Source organism: Gluconacetobacter aggeris, from assembly GCF_014174395.1.
GTDB lineage: Bacteria > Pseudomonadota > Alphaproteobacteria > Acetobacterales > Acetobacteraceae > Gluconacetobacter > Gluconacetobacter aggeris.
This window is the reverse complement of the sequence record NZ_JABEQD010000004.1, coordinates 132,694-148,892: the sequence shown is the minus strand read 5'-3', so window position 1 is coordinate 148,892 and position 16,199 is coordinate 132,694. Positions and strand designations below refer to the sequence as shown.

Genomic DNA, 16,199 nt, shown 5'->3' with positions numbered 1-16,199 from the left:
CAGGAGCCGGATATGCGTCGACGCAGAATATAGTGCAAGCCCGGAGCGGGCGGGACCCTATGGTCCAACGGGCCGGCCGCCGCCATATAGGGTCGCAGACCAAGGTGTTACGGAGCCCGAACGTGTCCCTCTTCCGACTGGACCGCCCTTTGCCCCCTCCCTGTCCCCCCAACGTGGGACGCGCGACGATTATCGGCGCCCTCATCCTTGCCCTGTCGACGGGCGGCCTGTCGCGGGCTGCCGGAGCGGCCGAGGACGCAGCGCGCGATCCACTCGGGACCTGGACCGGTACGCTGATCGCCGACCGTGGCATCTGCCCCGAGACGCGGGCCCCGTCGACCTTGCAGATCGAAGGCAAGCGCATTGCCTTCACCCCCGCCGACGGCGCGCACACTCTGCGCGGCCAGCGCGACGCAACACCGGGCCATTTCCACGCCCAGCTCGTGCTGAGCGACATGAACCACAAGCCCTTTCCCATGGTATTCGAAGGCACGCCCGAAGGAGCTGAGATCCATGGCACCTACGGCACGCCGCGCTGCCGCGCCCATGTGGTCCTGACCCGCCCGCAATCCCATGCCATGGAGCATTTCCTGGGCCATTGAAACGGCCCGCCGGACGCCCTGCATCAGGATGATGGCCGGTTGCCTGATCCATCCGGTTGCGACATGGTCGACCACGCGAAAAGCATGACATTTCCGCATGACGGATAGAGCAGGAGCGCCTGGTTTGACCCTTCCCTTCCATCGCCCGGGCGGGGCGATCGCCTTTGCGACCGCCCTCGGCCTGATCAGCAGCCTGGGCCATGCCGCCCCTCCGGCGGCGCCGACGGCCGCATCGTCCCTGACGGTGCAGACGGGCAGCGACATCCCCGCCCATGTCACCTTCCCCACCGCCGCGCGCGATTACGTCAAGCGCGAGATCATGATCCCGATGCGCGACGGGGTGAAGCTGCATACGGTGATCGTGATCCCGCGCGACGCCCATGATGCGCCGATCCTGCTGACGCGCACGCCCTATCATGCATCGAAGCGCCTCAACCGGGTCGAGGACGCGCCGACCATGCGCGCGCTGCTGCCCCAGGGCGACGATGTGTTCGTGGAATCCGGCTATATCCGCGTGTTCCAGGACATTCGCGGCAAATACGGGTCGGAAGGCGATTACGTCATGACGCGCCCGGTGCGCGGCCCGCTGAACCCCACCCATACCGACGAAGTCACCGATGCGTGGGACACGATCGACTGGCTGGTCCACAATCTGCCGCAGTCCAACGGGCGCGTGGGCATGCTGGGCTCGTCCTATGAAGGCTTCACGGTCGTCATGGCGCTGCTGAACCCGCACCCGGCGCTGAAGGTCGCGGCCCCGGAAAGCCCGATGGTCGATGGCTGGATGGGTGACGACTGGTACCATTACGGCGCCTTCCGCCAGGGCGGGCTGGACTATTTCACCGACCAGATGACGGTGCGCGGCTCCGGCTCCTCCATTCCCCGCGTCGATCGCGACGACTACACCAATTTCCTGCGCGCGGGCTCGGCCGCCCAGTTCGCCTCCGCCGCCGGGCTGGACCAGTTTCCGTGGTGGCAGCGCATGCTGGCCCATCCGGATTATGATTCCTTCTGGCAGGACCAGGCGCTGGACAAGCTGATCACCCGCCATCCGCTGACCGTCCCCACCATCTGGGAACAGGGGCTGTGGGACCAGGAAGACATGTGGGGCGCCATCCATTCCTGGCAGGCGCTGAAGGCGACCAGCCCGAACGTGCCCAACGTGCTGGTGATGGGCCCCTGGCGCCACAGCCAGGTCAATTACGACGGGTCGGAACTGGGCCCGCTGCACTGGAACGGAGACACCGCGCATCAATTCCGCGCCGAGGTGCTGCTGCCCTTCTTCAACCAGTATCTGCGCCCCGGCTCGCCCGAGGTTCATCTGCCGGAAGCCATCATCTACAATTCCGGCGAGAACCATTGGGACCGCTTCCCGCACTGGCCCCTGGCGTGTGACGACAAGAGCTGCGACCAGAAGCTGAAGCCGCTGTATCTGCAGGCCGGCTACAGCCTGTCGTTCGACCACCCCGCCACCGGGCAGGATTCCTACGTGTCCGACCCGGCGCATCCGGTGCCGTTCGTGCAGCGTCCGTTCAATTTCGCGGAGGATTCACCGCGCTGGAAGACCTGGCTGGTCCAGGACCAGCGGCAGGCCGAAAGCCGCCCGGACGTGCTGACCTATGAAACGCCGGTCCTGACCAAGTCCATCCGCGTCAGCGGCGTGCCGGTGGCCGACCTGTTCGCGGCGACCAGCGGCACCGATTCCGACTGGGTGGTGAAGCTGATCGACGTGATGCCCGCCACCGACGGCGACCGGCCGGAAATGGGCGGATACGAACTGGCGGTGTCGATGGACATCTTCCGTGGCCGCTACCGCGAAGGGTTCGACCATTCGGTGGCCGCGGTGGCCAATGCGACGGCGCGCTACCGCTTCACGCTGCCGGCGGTCAACCACGTGTTCAAGCCGGGGCACCGGATCATGGTGCAGATCCAGTCCTCGCTGTTCCCGCTCTACGACCGCAACCCGCAGACCTTCGTCCCCAACGTGCTGCGTGCCACGCCGCATGATTATGTGACCGCCACCCAGACCATTCACCGGGGTGGTGAGCAGTCGACGGCCATCTGGCTGCCGGTCGTTCCCTAAAGCCTGACGGGAAACACGCGGGCAGCCATCAAGGCCGCCCGCATTCACAGCCTGCCCAGCCAGGCATTGAGGGGACGCCGTATGGTGGCGCCGGGGGCAGGCATGCGGTTAAGATCGCCGCATGACTGCTTCTTCCATCGTGTCCGCCGCCATCCTGGCCGTCGTTGTTCGTGACGCGCGCCTGCTGCTGATCCGGCGCGCCAACCCGCCAGACCAGGGGCTATGGGGCTTCCCCGGCGGCCGGATCGAACATGGCGAGACCCTGTTCCAGGCGGCCGAACGCGAACTGCGCGAGGAAACCGGGTTCGTCACCCGAGCCCAGGGCGTGTTGACGGCATTCGACGTGCTGGACCGGGCACCCGACGGGCGGTTGCGCTTCCATTACGTCATCACCGTGGTGCATTGCGCCGATTCCGGCCAGACCGACATCCAGGCTGCCGATGACGCGGTGGCCACAGGCTGGTTCACCCTCGACCAGATCCGGGCCAACCCGGAGCGCATGAGCCCCGGCCTGCTGGAACTGGGCACCCTGGCGCTTTCCGAACGAGGGCCCGCCCCGTGGCCCGTCCCCTGGGGCGATCCTCGTCGCCTCATCCCCGCACAGGACCATGCATCATGACATCTGGCCGCCATATCCTGCTGGTCGAGGACGAATCCGCCATCGCCGACCTGATCCGCACCGCGCTGGAGGCATCCGACCTGCGCGTCACCGCCTGCCCGGGCGTGCAATCGGCCGTGAACGCGGTGGAACAAGGGCCGGTCGACCTGGCTATCATCGACCTGTCCCTGCCCGACGGCCCGCCTGATCGCCTGATCGCCGAACTGAAGGCTGGGGGCATCCCCCTGATCGCCATCAGCGGTGACCCGGTGCGCCTGGCCACCCTCACGCCGATCCCGACGCTGGAAAAGCCATTCCGGGTCCGCGCACTGATGGAGCTGGTACGCAGCACGCTGGACAGCACGGCGAAATAGCGACGCCCTATTCCCCAGCCGGCAGGCGGGCTGCGCCGGCGAGCGGGCCGGGCGCCAGCGTCACGCGGAAGACGGCATAACGTTCGGCAACCCTGCCCTTGCGCGCCCGCTCCACTGTGCCGATCCGCGTGGCGCTGCTGAACGGCGACAGATCGAGGTCGCGCAGCCTCCGGACGCTGCACAGGAAGATACCGCTGCCCCCCGCCGGGCGCGGCAGGTCGAACAGTGCCCAGCGCGGCTCGATCCCGATCACGGTCCGGCGCGGCAGCGCCAGGGCCAGTTCCGCCGCCAGCCCGTATTCATCGGCCGCCACCATGTCGCCGGGGGCCGCCAGAGCATCGACGTCCCGCGCCAGATCCTGCCAGCCGGCCATCTGCCGCAGGGTGATGTCCAGATGCGGCGACAGCGAAACGGGCGCCAGGGTGGACTGCGCATAAACCAGCAGCGTCAGCGCAAACCCCAGCACCGCCCCCGCGCGCCAAAGGCGCCAGGCGGGTGACGCAGCCAGCACGGCCAGCGCGGGATAGAGCAGCACCGGCCAGTTGGCCTGCACCCGATCGCCCAGCGCGTGCTGCACGAACACCAGCGCCGACGGCACGATCCACCACAGCAGCACCGCCGCCCCCGGGTCGCGGCCGGCACGGCGCCAGGCCCGCCACATTCCGCCGCCAAATCCCAGCGCGATCAGCGGCGTCATCAGGCCGATCTGCCCGCCTGCCAGCTCCGACAGGAACTGCACGGCCCGCGCCGGCCGCCAATCCCCTGCCCGGCCGCCCTGACGCACGAAGCTGGCCCAATGATGCGCGTGGTTCCAGCCGATGACCGGCAGGAACAGGATCGCGGCCAGCACCACACCGCACCAGGGCCAGGGCGTGCGCAGCCACGCCCGGCCCGACCGGCTGCACAGGCACCACAACGCCAGCCCGCCAATGGGCAGCACCGCCGTATATTTGCTGTCGCAGGCCAGGCCGAGTGCCACCCCCAGCACCAGCCACCACGTCCCCCGGCCCGTGACCAGCAGCCGGCCCAGCGCCCACAGCGCCAGCGTCACGAAGAACAGCAGCGGCGTATCCGGGGTCATGGTCACGGCGCCGATGCCCAGCGCCAGCGTGGCGTTCAGCAGCAGCCCCGCCCGCACCATCCGGCCGGCCGGTGGCCCGTCGCCCTGGCCCAGGTCGCGCGCCGCCACAGCAAGGAAGAGCGTACCGATCGCCGCCGAGAGCGGGGCCAGCAGACGCACGCCCAGGGCGCCATCCCCCAGCAGGACCGTACCCGCGCGGATCCACAGCGCCACCATCGGAGGATGGTCCAGATAGCCCGGTGCCAGCGCGCGGGACCAGACCCAGTAATAGGCCTCGTCCGGCGACAGGGGCGTCCACGCGGCCACGATCACGCGCAGCAATGTCACCCCGACCAGGGCCAGGCCCCATCGCGACAGGTCGGGCCCGCCCCGTCCCACGGCGCCTGTCATCGCACGCGCCAGATCAGGGTCGATGAAACGGCGTAATTCCACACCACCGCGATCGCCGCCCCGGCCGCCCCGGCCAGGCGCCATTCCCCGTCACGACTGAAGATCGCCCGTGCGATGCCGACATCGGCGACGGCGCCGGCCGAACAGATGATCATGAACAGCCCCAGCCCCAGCCACATCCGCCCGCCGCGCAGCCGCCGGTCGCGATAGGTCAGCGCGTTGTTCATCCAGAAATTCGTCACCATGGCAACCAGTGTACCCAGCCATTGGCCGGTGGTGAAATCGGCGCCGAAACGCCGCCCGATATCCAGCACCGCCAGATTGACCAGAATGCCGACCAGCCCGACCAGCGAGAACGCGATGAACCGGGTCGGGAGGAACCCCCGGCAGATCTTGTCCGCCAGCATCGCCACGAACTGCATCAGCACCAGGATATCCAGCTTGCTCTCGCCCGCCGCACGGGGGCGGAAGACGAACGGCACCTCCAGCACCCGTGGCCGCTGGGGCGCGGACAGGAACACATCCAGCAGGATCTTGAAGCCCGTGCCCGACAGGCGCGGCACCGTACGTTCGAACAGATCGCGGCGCATGGCGAAGAATCCGCTCATCGGATCGCCCAGCCGCACCGGCAGGATCATCTGCACCAGGCGGATGCCGGAGTCGGAGAGGAAGGTCCGCCAGCCATTGGCCAGCCCCGCATTGTCGCCGCCGGCCACATGGCGGCTGCCGACCGCGATGTCGTACCCGTCATGCGCCACGGCGTCGATCAGCCGTCCGAGGCACGATTCGTCGTGCTGCATGTCGCCATCCATGACGGCGACGATCCGCGCCGAGGACGACAGCACGCCCTCGATCACCGCTGACGACAGGCCACGCCGCCCCACACGCAGCAATCCGCGCACGCGGCCATCGCGTTCCGCCATGGCCCGCACTTCGTCGATCGTGCCGTCGGGCGAACTGTCATCGACGAAGATGACCTCCCACGCCCGCCCCGCCAGGGCCTGGTACAGCGCCGCGACCAGGGGACGCACATTGGCGCGCTCATTGTAGCAGGGCACCACGATGCTGATGTCCGCCGCCGGACACGCCTGGCCGGCCCCGCCCGCAGCGCCGGTGTCATCCCCCCACACGGGGCCGGCCCGGCCCCGGACCTGGGTCATGCGCCGTCTGTATCGCCGAAGGGCTGGGCCAGTGGCTGCACCGGCACCCCGGCGCGGCTGAGGGAGGTACGGATGGTCTGCAATGTCTGGACCCGGCTGACATGCGGGCTTTCGGTCAGGCGCCGGGTCAGTTGATTTTCGTGCGCGGCGTCGCGCGCCACCAGCCGGACCAGGAAATCGCCGCCGCCCCGGATCATGTGGCACTCCCGTACCTCCGGCCATCCGGCAACCTGGGACTCGAAGGCGGTCAGGACCGCCTCCTTCTGGCTATCCAGCCCGATCAGGGCAAACAGCGTGATCGTCCATCCCAGCAGGGCCGCGTCGGTGTCGGCATGATAGCCGCGGATCAGCCCTTCCTCCTCCAGCCGGCGCACGCGCCGCAGGCATGGTGGGGCGGAAATGCCGACCCGACGCGCGAGTTCCACGTTGGTCATGCGGCCATCCGCCTGGAGTTCCGCTACGATCCGACGGTCAATCGCATCCAGATCCATCACGTCAGTTTTGCCCGTCCCAGAATATCAAGCCTTCAGGATACGGCATGCGCCCCGCGCCGAAAAGAGCATCCCGATCCCCACATGGCTTGTGCCTGGCGCGCCGCACGGCCATATCCCATGCAGCTTGAACAGACCTGTGCCGAGTCCATGACCCATACCCATTCCACCGACCTGCTCGTGATCGGGGCCGGCCCCGCCGGCTACACCGCCGCCATCTACGCCGCCCGCGCCAACCTGAAGCCGATTCTGGTTGCCGGCCTCCAGCCCGGCGGCCAACTGATGATCACGACGGACGTGGAAAACTATCCGGGCTTCGCCCGCGGCATCCAGGGCCCCGAGCTGATGGAACAGATGGCCGCCCAGGCCGCCCATGTCGGAACGCGGATCATCCACGACATCATCACGGAATGCGCGCTGGTGGGGCGCAAGGCGGGCGAACCCTTCCGCCTGGTCGGCGATTCGGGCGATGTCTACCTGGCCCGCTCGGTAGTGATCGCGACCGGGGCACAGGCGAAGTGGCTGGGCATTCCCGGCGAGGCCCAATATCAGGGCGCCGGGGTTTCGGCCTGCGCCACCTGCGACGGGTTTTTCTATCGCGGCCGCACCGTGGCCGTCATCGGCGGCGGCAATACGGCGGTCGAGGAAGCGCTGTACCTGACCCATCATGCAGAACATGTGTTCCTGATCCACCGGCGCGACAGCCTGCGCGCCGAGAAGATCCTGCAGGACCGGCTGTTCGCGCACCCCAAGGTCACGGTGAAGTGGAACCGCGTGGCCGAGGAGATTATCGCGGACGGCGAGCCGCCCGTCGTCACCGGCATCACCTTGCGCGACACCACGACCGGCGCGCATGAAGATCTGTCGGTCGACGGCGTGTTCGTCGCCATCGGCCACGCGCCGCACACGGAGATTTTCCGTGGCCAGGTCGAGACCGATGACGAGGGCTATATCGTCACGAACCCCGGCGGAACCCGGACATCGGTGCCCGGCGTCTTCGCGGCCGGCGACGTCCAGGACAAGATCTATCGCCAGGCCATCACGGCCGCCGGCACCGGCTGCATGGCCGCGCTGGAAGCGGAACGTTTCCTGGCTGGAATCCCGGGCTGATTCCCCATCAAATCCTTGACCGGACGGCCCGTTTCGGTCACCAAAAGTAACATTGGTTTCACAATTTCTCCTGTCAGGATCGGAGCGTACATTGGACTGGGACAAACTCCGTATTTTTCATGCGGTGGCCGAAGCCGGTTCGTTCACGCATGCGGGCGACGTACTCAACCTCAGCCAGTCTGCCGTCTCGCGACAGATTTCGGCTCTGGAAGAAGCACTTCAGGTTCCGCTGTTCCACCGCCATGCCCGGGGCCTGATCCTGACCGAACAAGGCGAGACCCTGAACCAGACGGTGCGGGAAGTCTTCTCGAAGCTGGCGATGACGCAGTCCCTGCTGACCGAGAGCAAGGAGAAAGCCGCCGGCCGCTTGCGCGTGACCACGACGACGGGTTTCGGCACCTGTTGGCTGACGCCGCGCCTGCATCGCTTCATGGAAACCAATCCGGACATCACAATTACGTTAATCCTGGAAGATAACGACCTGGATCTGGGCATGCGCGAGGCCGATGTGGCCGTCCGCATGCATCCGCCGCGCCAGCCCGACCTGATCCAGCGCCACCTCGCGGATTTCCCGCTGCCGATCTACGCTTCCCCCAGCTATCTGGAAGAATTCGGCACTCCCAAGACCCTGGACGAACTGTCGGGCCACAAGCTGGTACTGTTCGGCGGCTATCATCCGCCCGTGCCGCACATCAACTGGCTGGCGGAAGCCGGCGTGCCGTCGGACGAGAAGCGGGGTGCGCGGCTTGAGGTCAACAGCCTGCCGGCAATGGCATCGGCCATCGCGGCCGGGGTCGGCATTGGCTCGGTGCCGCTTTACGCGACCGAGCCGCATGCGAACCTGGTCAAGATCCTGCCCGACGTTCCGCTGCCGACGGTCGACGCCTATTTCGTCTATCCGGAAGAATTGCGGACATCGAAGCGCGTTGCCGTGTTCCGCGATTTCCTGCTGTCGGAAATCAATGCTCGCCACTAGGCGGTGCAACGCCCGCAAGGAACCGCAGCACCGATGAGCAGTCGCGACAAACCGACAAGCGGACCGGGAAAACAGGCCTACGAAGCCCGCCGGGCCGCGAAGGCAGGGGTCAGCCTCGATAACTGGCTGGCCCGCAAGGAAGATGCCCGCAAGGCCGCTTCCACCCCTGCCGCGCAGCCCAACCCCGTGCTGGCCCAGGCCCGCTCGGTGTGGCGACGGCTGATCGAACGCGCCCACCGCCCCCTCTGAGACCGTACCGGAAATTGCGCACTGGCGGCGATCTGGCCCGCGTTCCCGCGCTTCGGTGCCCCCGGCCATCGAGGCTCCTCTCCAATGCTTGGAAACACAGGATGGCCGTGCCGCCAGTCACCTGAATCTGAAGTTCGGTTCGATGAACGCGACGAGATCGGTCGTGGAGCGATGCACGCCGCGCTGGGGCTGCCTGCATGTCAACTCGGCAAACCTGCGCTCTACCTGATTGAACCAGGAAGCCGATGTCGGCGTGAAATGAACATGCCAATGAGGCCGACGGGCCAGCCAGGCCTTCGTCACGGCGATTTTGTGCGTGGCGGAGTTGTCCATTACGAGATAGACGTCCAGGCCGTCAGCGATCCCGGCGTCGATACGCTTCAGTAAAGTCCAGGAACCCGGCTGCCCGGTGCCATTTGCAGCATTTGCCGGTCACCGCACCCGTCGCGATGCCGAGGGCTGCGAACAGTGAGGCCGCGCTATCGTACGCCCGAACGTGCGGCGACCTCCCTGCTTTGCAAACCATCAGCAGAGCAGGAGCATCCCACCATCATTGCACTTCCGCTCTCCGCAACAAGAGCAGAATATAATGAAGTATATTTCAATTCCAGGTGACCGGGTGCTGCCTGCATTCGACTCAGCCAGATCATTGCGAATTCCCAATGTACGAAACCCTTGGAGGCCGGGAGCGTTTTCTCCCATCGCAGGCGATATCGGCATGAACTGTCGAAAGGGTGCTGTCGATCGGGGACATATGCGAAGTCCGACACGTTGGCCAGGGTATGGAAAAGCCTTTTCCGGACGACCGGGTGTGACCAAGGTCGAAAACGGGCGTGGACCACGGTCCATCCGCCGAACACGACCGGCAGGTCACGCCGGCATGCCGCATTGGCGGCCATCCGCAAGATCGCATCCGCGAACAGTCGATTGTCGACCCTACGCCGCCCGGGCGTTTCGATCCAGCCCGGCAGATAGCCTGTCTCAAACACGAGCATGTGTATGCTCGGCGTTTTTTCTTTTTAAAACATTACAAACCGGTTACGCTGAAATATTTCGTGCTGAGCCGCCCCATAAAAGGGGTCGCATTCGTCAACGCGACTGCAATACCCGATGCCAACTCACATCGCACCACCTAATCACGTCGCGTCATCCAATTTCCAGGACCACTCTCTTCAGGATGGGTTAAGATGCCATGAGGACAATACCTGCGAATAGCGTGAAATTTATAAATATAAGCAAACTGCTTATAGCAAATAAAATAAAAGAAGCTTCATTTATAGTATTAATATCGATGATATTAATTTCTGTATTTAATTTTAACATATTTGACTACAGCATTTCGAGATATATAAGTTACATTGGAAAAGGCAGAGACCTGATTGATGTTGTTGTGGGCATAATTACTGGACTAAATGCCTTTTCAAATATGTTGATGATGTCTATTGTTGTTTTTGCATGGTTTTATTCAGACACAAACGCAAAAAAGATCAGCGTCTTTATAGGGACTCTGACTTCATTCGGAGCAGGTGTGATTAGCCGCATATTGCAGTTTAACCTACCGATGCATGTCAGGCCCCTCTATGATCCGGCGCTGAATTTCCGACTTCCAAATGGTGTCGCACCTGGCACTCTTAGCCATTGGTCATCATTCCCGAGCGATCATGCCACGATTTTTTTTGGTTTCGCCTGCACAGTTAATGCCGTCAATCCCGCCGCCGGAGCTTTAGCCTATATACTTGCATTTATCTTCGATTTCGGTCGGATCTATCTTGGTTATCATTTTCCGAGCGATGTCATTGGAGGGGCAGCTCTAGGCATATTTTGCGTCACATTGACCAGGCCGCTCTGCGTCAATAAAAAAGTAAATTCGTTTTTCTTACGGTGCATGGCACATAAACCATATTTCTTTGCTGTTTCATTCTATTTTTCCATTTGCATAGCAACTATGTTTGATGATTACCGGGCAGCAATACTCAAGATTCTTCATACGTTTCATGTTCACATTCCAACCTAGCCACCCGAATCCGAGGTTCGATTCATTGTCTTGTGACAGAAGCGTTTGATGGATGCGAGAATCTGATCGGCGGATCTGACCCACCGATATGGTTTGGGATTTTCGTTATGCGCGTCCATGAACGCGACGAGATCGGTCGTGGAGCGATGCAGGCGTTGGAGTTGCCTGCATGTCAACTCGGCAAACCAGCGCTCTACCTGATTGAACCAGAAAGCCGATGTCGGCGTGAGATGAACATGCCAATGAGGCCGACGGGCCAGCCAGGTCTTCGTCACGGCGATTTTGTGCGTGGCGGAGTTGTCCATTACGAGATGAACGTCCAGGCCGCAGGTTGCCCGACCCGATCAGCTATGTCGGCGGCCCGTGCGGCCAAGCTGGCAGCGGTGCGCCTTGTCACGATAATACATGGCCTGCCCGATCGGGGCGAAATATTGCCGGTGGCCGATAATCCGCAGCCTGTGGCCATGAGTGCCGATCACAGCGTCATGAGACGCGCAGAGATGGGCCGCCAGCCCCGTGCGGTGATGATGATGCGACGCATGGCGCGTGCCGGCGCATGCCGGCAGGGCAACACACGACACCGCAACGCATACAACGAGAAATCCAGAGATTACGTACCACACCCTTACACACCTCCGCGGTCCGGCACCGCTCGTGGAGAAGGATTCGTAGCAGCCGCGATCGGAACATATCAAGAACATTCTATCCGGCACCCAGGACCCCACGTCCCGCGAACACCGGACCGGAACGATCAGTCGGCGCCGGGCTCGACGCCGCCATTAACGCGTTCACGCAGTTCCTTGCCCGCCTTGAAGAAGGGGACGACCTTTTCGTCCACCGCCACCATTTCGCCGGTGCGGGGGTTACGGCCGGTACGGGCATCGCGTTTCTTGACCGTGAATGCGCCGAATCCGCGCAGTTCCACCCGGTCGCCCCGGGCCAGCGCCGCACTGATCTCGCTGAAAATCGTCTGAACGATCAGTTCGACATCGCGGCCGAGAAGATGCGGATTGGCCGCAGCCAGTTCGGCGATCAGCTCCGATTTGGTCATCCGTCTTGTCCCGTTTCGATTCAAGGTTTCCAGAGCGCAACCGCTCCGTCGAGCGCAACACCTTGCGATACCACAGATCCCGCCCATTCCTCACCAAGAATGACGCCGAGCATGCTGCGCGTCAGTCGCGGAATCCAGTCCCGGCCGGTCGGAACCTTCAGATCGAGAACCGGAACCGTCTCGGACAGGTGCTGCTTGCGCGCCAGCCAGGTCACCGCATCGCGTTCGGTCCCGATCTGGTCGATCAATCCCAGCGGCAGCGCCTGCCGGCCGGTATAGGGCCGGCCATCGGCCAGCGATCGCACCCGGTCGACCGGCATATGCCGCCCGTCGGCCACCATCGTGACAAACTGGTCGAACAGATCCGCCACCACGCCCTGCAGCATCTGCCGCCCCTCGGGCGAAAGCGGCTGAACGACCGAAGGTTGCCCCTTCATCGGGCCGGAAACCAGTTCGTCCACGCGAACGCCCACCCGCTCCAGCAGGCCGGAGACATCCGGCGCCTGCATGATCACCCCGATCGATCCGGTCAGGGTCGACTGGCTGGCAAAGATGCGCTGCGCGGGAACCGAGATCATGTAGCCCGCCGACGCCGCGACGCCGCCCATCGTCACCACGACCGGCTTGCGCGCGGCGAAACGGGCCACCGCATCATGCAGGGCCTCGCCGCCGCTGACCGAACCGCCCGGACTGTCGACCGACAGCACCAGGCCCAGCACCGAGTCCGCCCTCGCGGCCCGGTCGATCAGGTCGATCAGCTTGCGATTGTCCGACCCGATGATGCCGGACACCCGCACCCGCGCCAGATGGTCACCCCCGACCAGGGCGCCATGATGGAACAGCGCATGACCGCCGAGCCCCAGCCAGGCGAGGACGAACGCGGCGACCGCCCCCACCCGCCAGAACAGCAACCGCCGACGCAGGCGCAGCCGGTCCACCACCAGATCGGGATCAGCCATGGGATCTCCGACCGGGCCGTGGCGCGAAACGCACCGTTACTCCTGCGGCGCCGCGGCCTTGCGCCCGCGGCGGGCCGGCTTGGCGGCCGCGCCGTTGTCGGCAGGCGTTTCTTCCACCGTCGCGGTGATCTTGCGGCCCAGGCCGATTTCCCGCGCCAGGGTGGAGCGGCGCTCGGCATAGTTCGGGGCGACCATCGGATAATCGGTCGGCAGGCCCCAGCGCTCGCGATACTGCTCCGGCGTCATGCCATAGGCGCTCTGGAGATGCCGCTTGAGCATCTTCAGCTTCTTCCCGTCCTCGAGGCAGACGATATAGTCCGGGAAGACCGAACGCTTGATCGGCACCGCGGGCTGCAGCTTCTCGGGCTCGGGCGCGGCCTGGCCGAGAGAAGTCAGCGCCTGGTAGACCTGCCGGATCAGATCAGGCACGCCATCGGCGACCACGCTGTTGTTCGAAACATGCGCCGACACGATCTGCGCCGTGAGTTCCAACAAAGATGCACCCTGCTCGATTTCCGACATACCGAAATTCCATTCTGTTATTATGACTTCTCACGACGTCAGCGATTCGCATCGCTTCATTATCATAAATATCTTGAAAAGATAGCGAAGACAAATAATTCTTACAAAAACATTTTAAATTTTTAACGGGAACGAGGCGCCGGTGTTCGTAACAGGAAGTAATAAATCCCCAATCTTCGTATTCGGCAGCGTCAATATCGACGTCAGCGCGCGGCTGAATCACTTTCCCGTTCCAGGGGAAACCCTCCACGCGCGGGATGCCGGGCTGGGCCTGGGCGGCAAGGGTGCCAACCAGGCGGTGGCGGCGGCGCGGCTGGGCGCGGATGTCGGGCTTGTCGGCCGAACGGGGGACGATCCGCTGGCCGATTTCGCCGCAGCGGCGCTGCGGCGGCACGGTGTCGCGCCAGACGGCCTGTATCGTTCGGCGGCCGACCTGACGGGACTCGCGATGATCTGCACCGACTCGGGCGGCGAGAACACGATCGTCGTCGTGGGCGGCGCCAACATGACCATCGACGCCACCGATATCGCCCGCCTGTCGCCCCTGCTGACACCGGGCGCGATCGTGCTGATGCAATGCGAAATTCCGATGGACACGCTGCGCGCCGCCGCACGGGCGATCGCTCAGGCCGGGGCGCGGCTGATTCTCGACCCGGCGCCGGTGCCCGAAGACGGGCTGGACGCCGAGTTGTTCGCGCTCGCCGAACTGATGACGCCCAACGAGACCGAGACCGAACGCCTGACCGGCCTGCGCCCGCACGATACGGACAGCGCACGCCGCGCCGCCGACACGCTGCATCGGCTGGGGCTGCGGCGCGCCATCGTCAAGCTGGGGGCGCGGGGTGTGCTGTATTCCGACGCATCCGGCCACGGCTTCGTGCCGCCCTTTGCCGTCACCCCCATCGACAGCACGGCGGCCGGGGACTGCTTCAATGGCGGCCTGGCGGTCGCGCTGTCATCCGGCATGGATCTGGCGGGCGCCACGCGCTACGCCGCCGCCTGCGGAGCCCTGGCCACGACGCGCAAGGGTGCCGCCGAAGCCGCCCCGACCCGGCCCGAGGTCGAACACCTGCTGGCGACCCAGCCCGGCTAGGCCTGCCCTGTTTGCAGCCCGCCGGTCCATACATGGGTCATATTGGCCCGCGACGCAGTATAGAGCGCGGTCGCCAGCAGATCCTCGTCGCTCTCGTCGCCCCATAGCCGCATGGTGCCCAGGGGCGCATCGGGGTCGATGCGCAGCACGTCGAAATGCTGGCCGGGGGCAAACCGCCCCACCGGCAGATCCAGCGCGTCGCCGCCCCCGGCCGTGGCCAGATGAAAAGCCGTGATCATGTCCACATCGCTGCCCGGCCGGCCGCGTTCCGCCGCCGGCCGGTCGGGATCGACGCCGTCCCGCAGCATGCGCGAGGCGGCGACCGTCATGCGCATCGCCCCCATCATCGATGCCGACGGGCCACCCGCAATGTCGGTCCCCAGCCCGACCCGCACACCTTTTTCCAGTGCGGCGCGCAGCGGAAAGACCGCATTGGCGAACCAGGCGTTCGACAGCGGACAATGCGCCACCGCGGCACCCCGTCGGGCCATCAGGTCCATGTCCGCCCCGGTGATGAAATTGCCATGGGCCAGCACGGTATGGCGGGTCAGGAGACCGAAACGGTCCAGTGTCTCGATATCGCTGTGCCCGAAACGGGCCTGGCCGTAGTCGCGCGCCCAGTCGCTTTCCGCGCAATGGGTCTGGACATGGCAGCCGCATTCCCCGGCCAGATCCCCGAGCGCGCGCAGCATGTCGTCGGTGCAGGAGGGCAGGAAGCGCGGAGTCACCACCGGCCGCACCCATCCGTCATTGGCCGGATGGGATTCGATATGCGCCGCGACCGCCCGGGTGGCCGCCAGCCCTTCGGCCACCGAAGCGTCACGATAGAAGTCCGGACACTGGCCGGGATTGTCCATGATCACCCGCCCCACCAGCGCCCGCTGCCGGGCCGCGATGCAGGCATCGGCCAGTTCGCAGGTGGCCTCGACATGCCGGCTGGCGAAATACAGCGCCGTGGTGGTGCCGCCCGCCAGCAGGTCGGACACCAGGCGCCGATAGACATGCCGGGCGAACAGGCGGTCGGCATAGCGTGCCTCCAGCGGGAACGTATAGCGTTGCAGCCAGACTTCCAGCGGCAGGTCCAGCCCCTTGCCCAGTTGCGGATATTGCGGCGCATGGACATGCAGATCGACCAGCCCCGGGATCAGCAGTCCATCCAGCGTCACCAGCCGGCCTGCCCGCGCCGCCGCGCGCGCCATCGCGCGGTGCCCTTCGCTGCCTGCATGGCAGACGGCGACGATCCGCCCGTCGGCGCCGATTTCGACCAGCCCGCCGTCCATCCGCTCCAGCCGGCCGGGCGACGGGGCATGGAACCAGTCCCCGGCCACCACGCGGTTCCGCAGGTCCGCCCATGAATGCGCTGCGGAATATCGGTCGGTCATCCTTCCCTCCGTGCGGCGCCCCCGCCATGCGACTTCCGATGTCTATGATTGATATACACGGCCT

General features: G+C 65.0%; 16 protein-coding genes and 3 pseudogenes. 9 read left to right on the top strand and 10 right to left on the bottom strand.

Translation table 11 applies throughout. The features are described from left to right. The first annotated feature begins 122 nt into the window (after positions 1-122). From HLH36_RS08005 to HLH36_RS07990, 4 genes are all read left to right on the top strand, one after another. Positions 123-602, top strand: a complete 480-nt coding sequence (locus HLH36_RS08005) for a hypothetical protein (protein WP_182985875.1) — start codon at positions 123-125, stop codon at positions 600-602. Positions 603-726: 124 nt separating this feature from the next. Continuing rightward, the gene (locus HLH36_RS08000) at positions 727-2,685 is read left to right on the top strand and encodes a CocE/NonD family hydrolase (protein WP_408871861.1); all 1,959 of its coding nucleotides are present in this window, start codon (positions 727-729) and stop codon (positions 2,683-2,685) included. A 121-nt stretch (positions 2,686-2,806) separates the two neighbouring features. Continuing rightward, entirely contained in the window at positions 2,807-3,304 is a 498-nt protein-coding gene (locus HLH36_RS07995; protein ID WP_182985873.1) for an NUDIX hydrolase, read from the top strand. Continuing rightward, a complete protein-coding gene (locus HLH36_RS07990) occupies positions 3,301-3,657 on the top strand; it encodes a response regulator (RefSeq protein WP_182985872.1) in 357 nt (118 codons plus the stop codon). Before HLH36_RS07995 ends, HLH36_RS07990 begins: the two co-directional genes overlap by 4 nt. Before the next feature lie 7 nt (positions 3,658-3,664). Here HLH36_RS07990 and HLH36_RS07985 read toward each other — a convergent pair whose 3' ends face one another. The 3 genes from HLH36_RS07985 to HLH36_RS07975 are packed head-to-tail and all read right to left on the bottom strand — an operon-like array spanning position 3,665 to position 6,779. Continuing rightward, a complete protein-coding gene (locus tag HLH36_RS07985; protein ID WP_182985871.1) occupies positions 3,665-5,128 on the bottom strand; it encodes an ArnT family glycosyltransferase in 1,464 nt (487 codons plus the stop codon). After that, positions 5,125-6,288, bottom strand: coding sequence for a glycosyltransferase (locus HLH36_RS07980; protein ID WP_182985870.1), 1,164 nt, complete (start codon positions 6,286-6,288; stop codon positions 5,125-5,127). Before HLH36_RS07980 ends, HLH36_RS07985 begins: the two co-directional genes overlap by 4 nt. Further along, positions 6,285-6,779: an Lrp/AsnC family transcriptional regulator gene (locus HLH36_RS07975; RefSeq protein WP_182968844.1), complete on the bottom strand. Its 495-nt coding sequence runs from the start codon at positions 6,777-6,779 to the stop codon at positions 6,285-6,287. Before HLH36_RS07975 ends, HLH36_RS07980 begins: the two co-directional genes overlap by 4 nt. A gap of 150 nt (positions 6,780-6,929) precedes the next feature. Between HLH36_RS07975 and trxB the strand changes: the two genes are divergently transcribed. From trxB to HLH36_RS07960, 3 genes are all read left to right on the top strand, one after another. Beyond that, complete coding sequence (gene trxB / locus HLH36_RS07970) at positions 6,930-7,889, top strand: thioredoxin-disulfide reductase (RefSeq protein WP_182986029.1); 960 nt, start codon at positions 6,930-6,932, stop codon at positions 7,887-7,889. A gap of 91 nt (positions 7,890-7,980) precedes the next feature. Continuing rightward, positions 7,981-8,865: a LysR family transcriptional regulator gene (locus HLH36_RS07965; protein ID WP_182985869.1), complete on the top strand. Its 885-nt coding sequence runs from the start codon at positions 7,981-7,983 to the stop codon at positions 8,863-8,865. Between the two features lie 33 nt (positions 8,866-8,898). Then, positions 8,899-9,114, top strand: a complete 216-nt coding sequence (locus HLH36_RS07960; protein ID WP_182985868.1) for a hypothetical protein — start codon at positions 8,899-8,901, stop codon at positions 9,112-9,114. Between the two features lie 141 nt (positions 9,115-9,255). Here HLH36_RS07960 and HLH36_RS07955 read toward each other — a convergent pair. Together HLH36_RS07955 and HLH36_RS19755 are read right to left on the bottom strand one after the other, a co-directional pair. Continuing rightward, positions 9,256-9,622 (bottom strand): annotated as a pseudogene (locus tag HLH36_RS07955) (transposase); the annotation flags it as partial. Between the two features lie 180 nt (positions 9,623-9,802). After that, positions 9,803-10,109 (bottom strand): annotated as a pseudogene (locus HLH36_RS19755) (transposase); the annotation flags it as partial. Between the two features lie 197 nt (positions 10,110-10,306). Between HLH36_RS19755 and HLH36_RS07945 the strand changes: the two are divergent. Beyond that, the gene (locus HLH36_RS07945) at positions 10,307-11,128 is read left to right on the top strand and encodes a phosphatase PAP2 family protein (protein ID WP_182985866.1); all 822 of its coding nucleotides are present in this window, start codon (positions 10,307-10,309) and stop codon (positions 11,126-11,128) included. Here the strand turns inward: HLH36_RS07945 and HLH36_RS07940 are convergent. The 4 genes and pseudogenes from HLH36_RS07940 to HLH36_RS07925 form a co-directional block, all read right to left on the bottom strand. Beyond that, positions 11,125-11,454 (bottom strand): annotated as a pseudogene (locus HLH36_RS07940) (transposase); the annotation flags it as partial. The gene HLH36_RS07945 and the pseudogene HLH36_RS07940 overlap by 4 nt on opposite strands. A gap of 425 nt (positions 11,455-11,879) precedes the next feature. Then, entirely contained in the window at positions 11,880-12,179 is a 300-nt protein-coding gene (gene ihfB, locus HLH36_RS07935; protein WP_182968902.1) for an integration host factor subunit beta, read from the bottom strand. A 20-nt stretch (positions 12,180-12,199) separates the two neighbouring features. After that, positions 12,200-13,138 carry a signal peptide peptidase SppA gene (gene sppA / locus HLH36_RS07930; RefSeq protein WP_182985865.1) on the bottom strand — a complete coding sequence of 313 codons (939 nt, stop codon included), beginning with the start codon at positions 13,136-13,138 and terminating at the stop codon, positions 12,200-12,202. A 36-nt stretch (positions 13,139-13,174) separates the two neighbouring features. Next, the gene (locus HLH36_RS07925) at positions 13,175-13,660 is read right to left on the bottom strand and encodes a MucR family transcriptional regulator (protein ID WP_182985864.1); all 486 of its coding nucleotides are present in this window, start codon (positions 13,658-13,660) and stop codon (positions 13,175-13,177) included. 142 nt (positions 13,661-13,802) lie between these two features. Between HLH36_RS07925 and HLH36_RS07920 the strand changes: the two genes are divergently transcribed. After that, a complete protein-coding gene (locus tag HLH36_RS07920) occupies positions 13,803-14,753 on the top strand; it encodes a PfkB family carbohydrate kinase (RefSeq protein ID WP_182985863.1) in 951 nt (316 codons plus the stop codon). On the opposite strand, the gene HLH36_RS07915 is transcribed toward HLH36_RS07920, so the two are convergent. Continuing rightward, the gene (locus tag HLH36_RS07915; protein WP_182985862.1) at positions 14,750-16,135 is read right to left on the bottom strand and encodes an amidohydrolase family protein; all 1,386 of its coding nucleotides are present in this window, start codon (positions 16,133-16,135) and stop codon (positions 14,750-14,752) included. The two genes, HLH36_RS07920 and HLH36_RS07915, sit on opposite strands and share 4 nt — an antisense overlap. Positions 16,136-16,199: the final 64 nt, after the last annotated feature.

Bases quoted from the DNA above. Each gene is read 5' to 3' on its own strand.
- HLH36_RS07995 (WP_182985873.1), top strand. From the start codon at position 2,807: ATGACTGCTTCTTCCATCGTGTCCGCCGCCATCCTGGCCGTCGTTGTT.
- HLH36_RS07990 (WP_182985872.1), top strand. From the start codon at position 3,301: ATGACATCTGGCCGCCATATCCTGCTGGTCGAGGACGAATCCGCCATC.
- HLH36_RS07985 (WP_182985871.1), bottom strand. From the start codon at position 5,128: ATGACAGGCGCCGTGGGACGGGGCGGGCCCGACCTGTCGCGATGGGGC.
- HLH36_RS07980 (WP_182985870.1), bottom strand. From the start codon at position 6,288: ATGACCCAGGTCCGGGGCCGGGCCGGCCCCGTGTGGGGGGATGACACC.
- HLH36_RS07975 (WP_182968844.1), bottom strand. From the start codon at position 6,779: ATGGATCTGGATGCGATTGACCGTCGGATCGTAGCGGAACTCCAGGCG.
- trxB (WP_182986029.1), top strand. From the start codon at position 6,930: ATGACCCATACCCATTCCACCGACCTGCTCGTGATCGGGGCCGGCCCC.
- HLH36_RS07960 (WP_182985868.1), top strand. From the start codon at position 8,899: ATGAGCAGTCGCGACAAACCGACAAGCGGACCGGGAAAACAGGCCTAC.
- HLH36_RS07945 (WP_182985866.1), top strand. From the start codon at position 10,307: ATGAGGACAATACCTGCGAATAGCGTGAAATTTATAAATATAAGCAAA.
- ihfB (WP_182968902.1), bottom strand. From the start codon at position 12,179: ATGACCAAATCGGAGCTGATCGCCGAACTGGCTGCGGCCAATCCGCAT.
- sppA (WP_182985865.1), bottom strand. From the start codon at position 13,138: ATGGCTGATCCCGATCTGGTGGTGGACCGGCTGCGCCTGCGTCGGCGG.
- HLH36_RS07925 (WP_182985864.1), bottom strand. From the start codon at position 13,660: ATGTCGGAAATCGAGCAGGGTGCATCTTTGTTGGAACTCACGGCGCAG.
- HLH36_RS07915 (WP_182985862.1), bottom strand. From the start codon at position 16,135: ATGACCGACCGATATTCCGCAGCGCATTCATGGGCGGACCTGCGGAAC.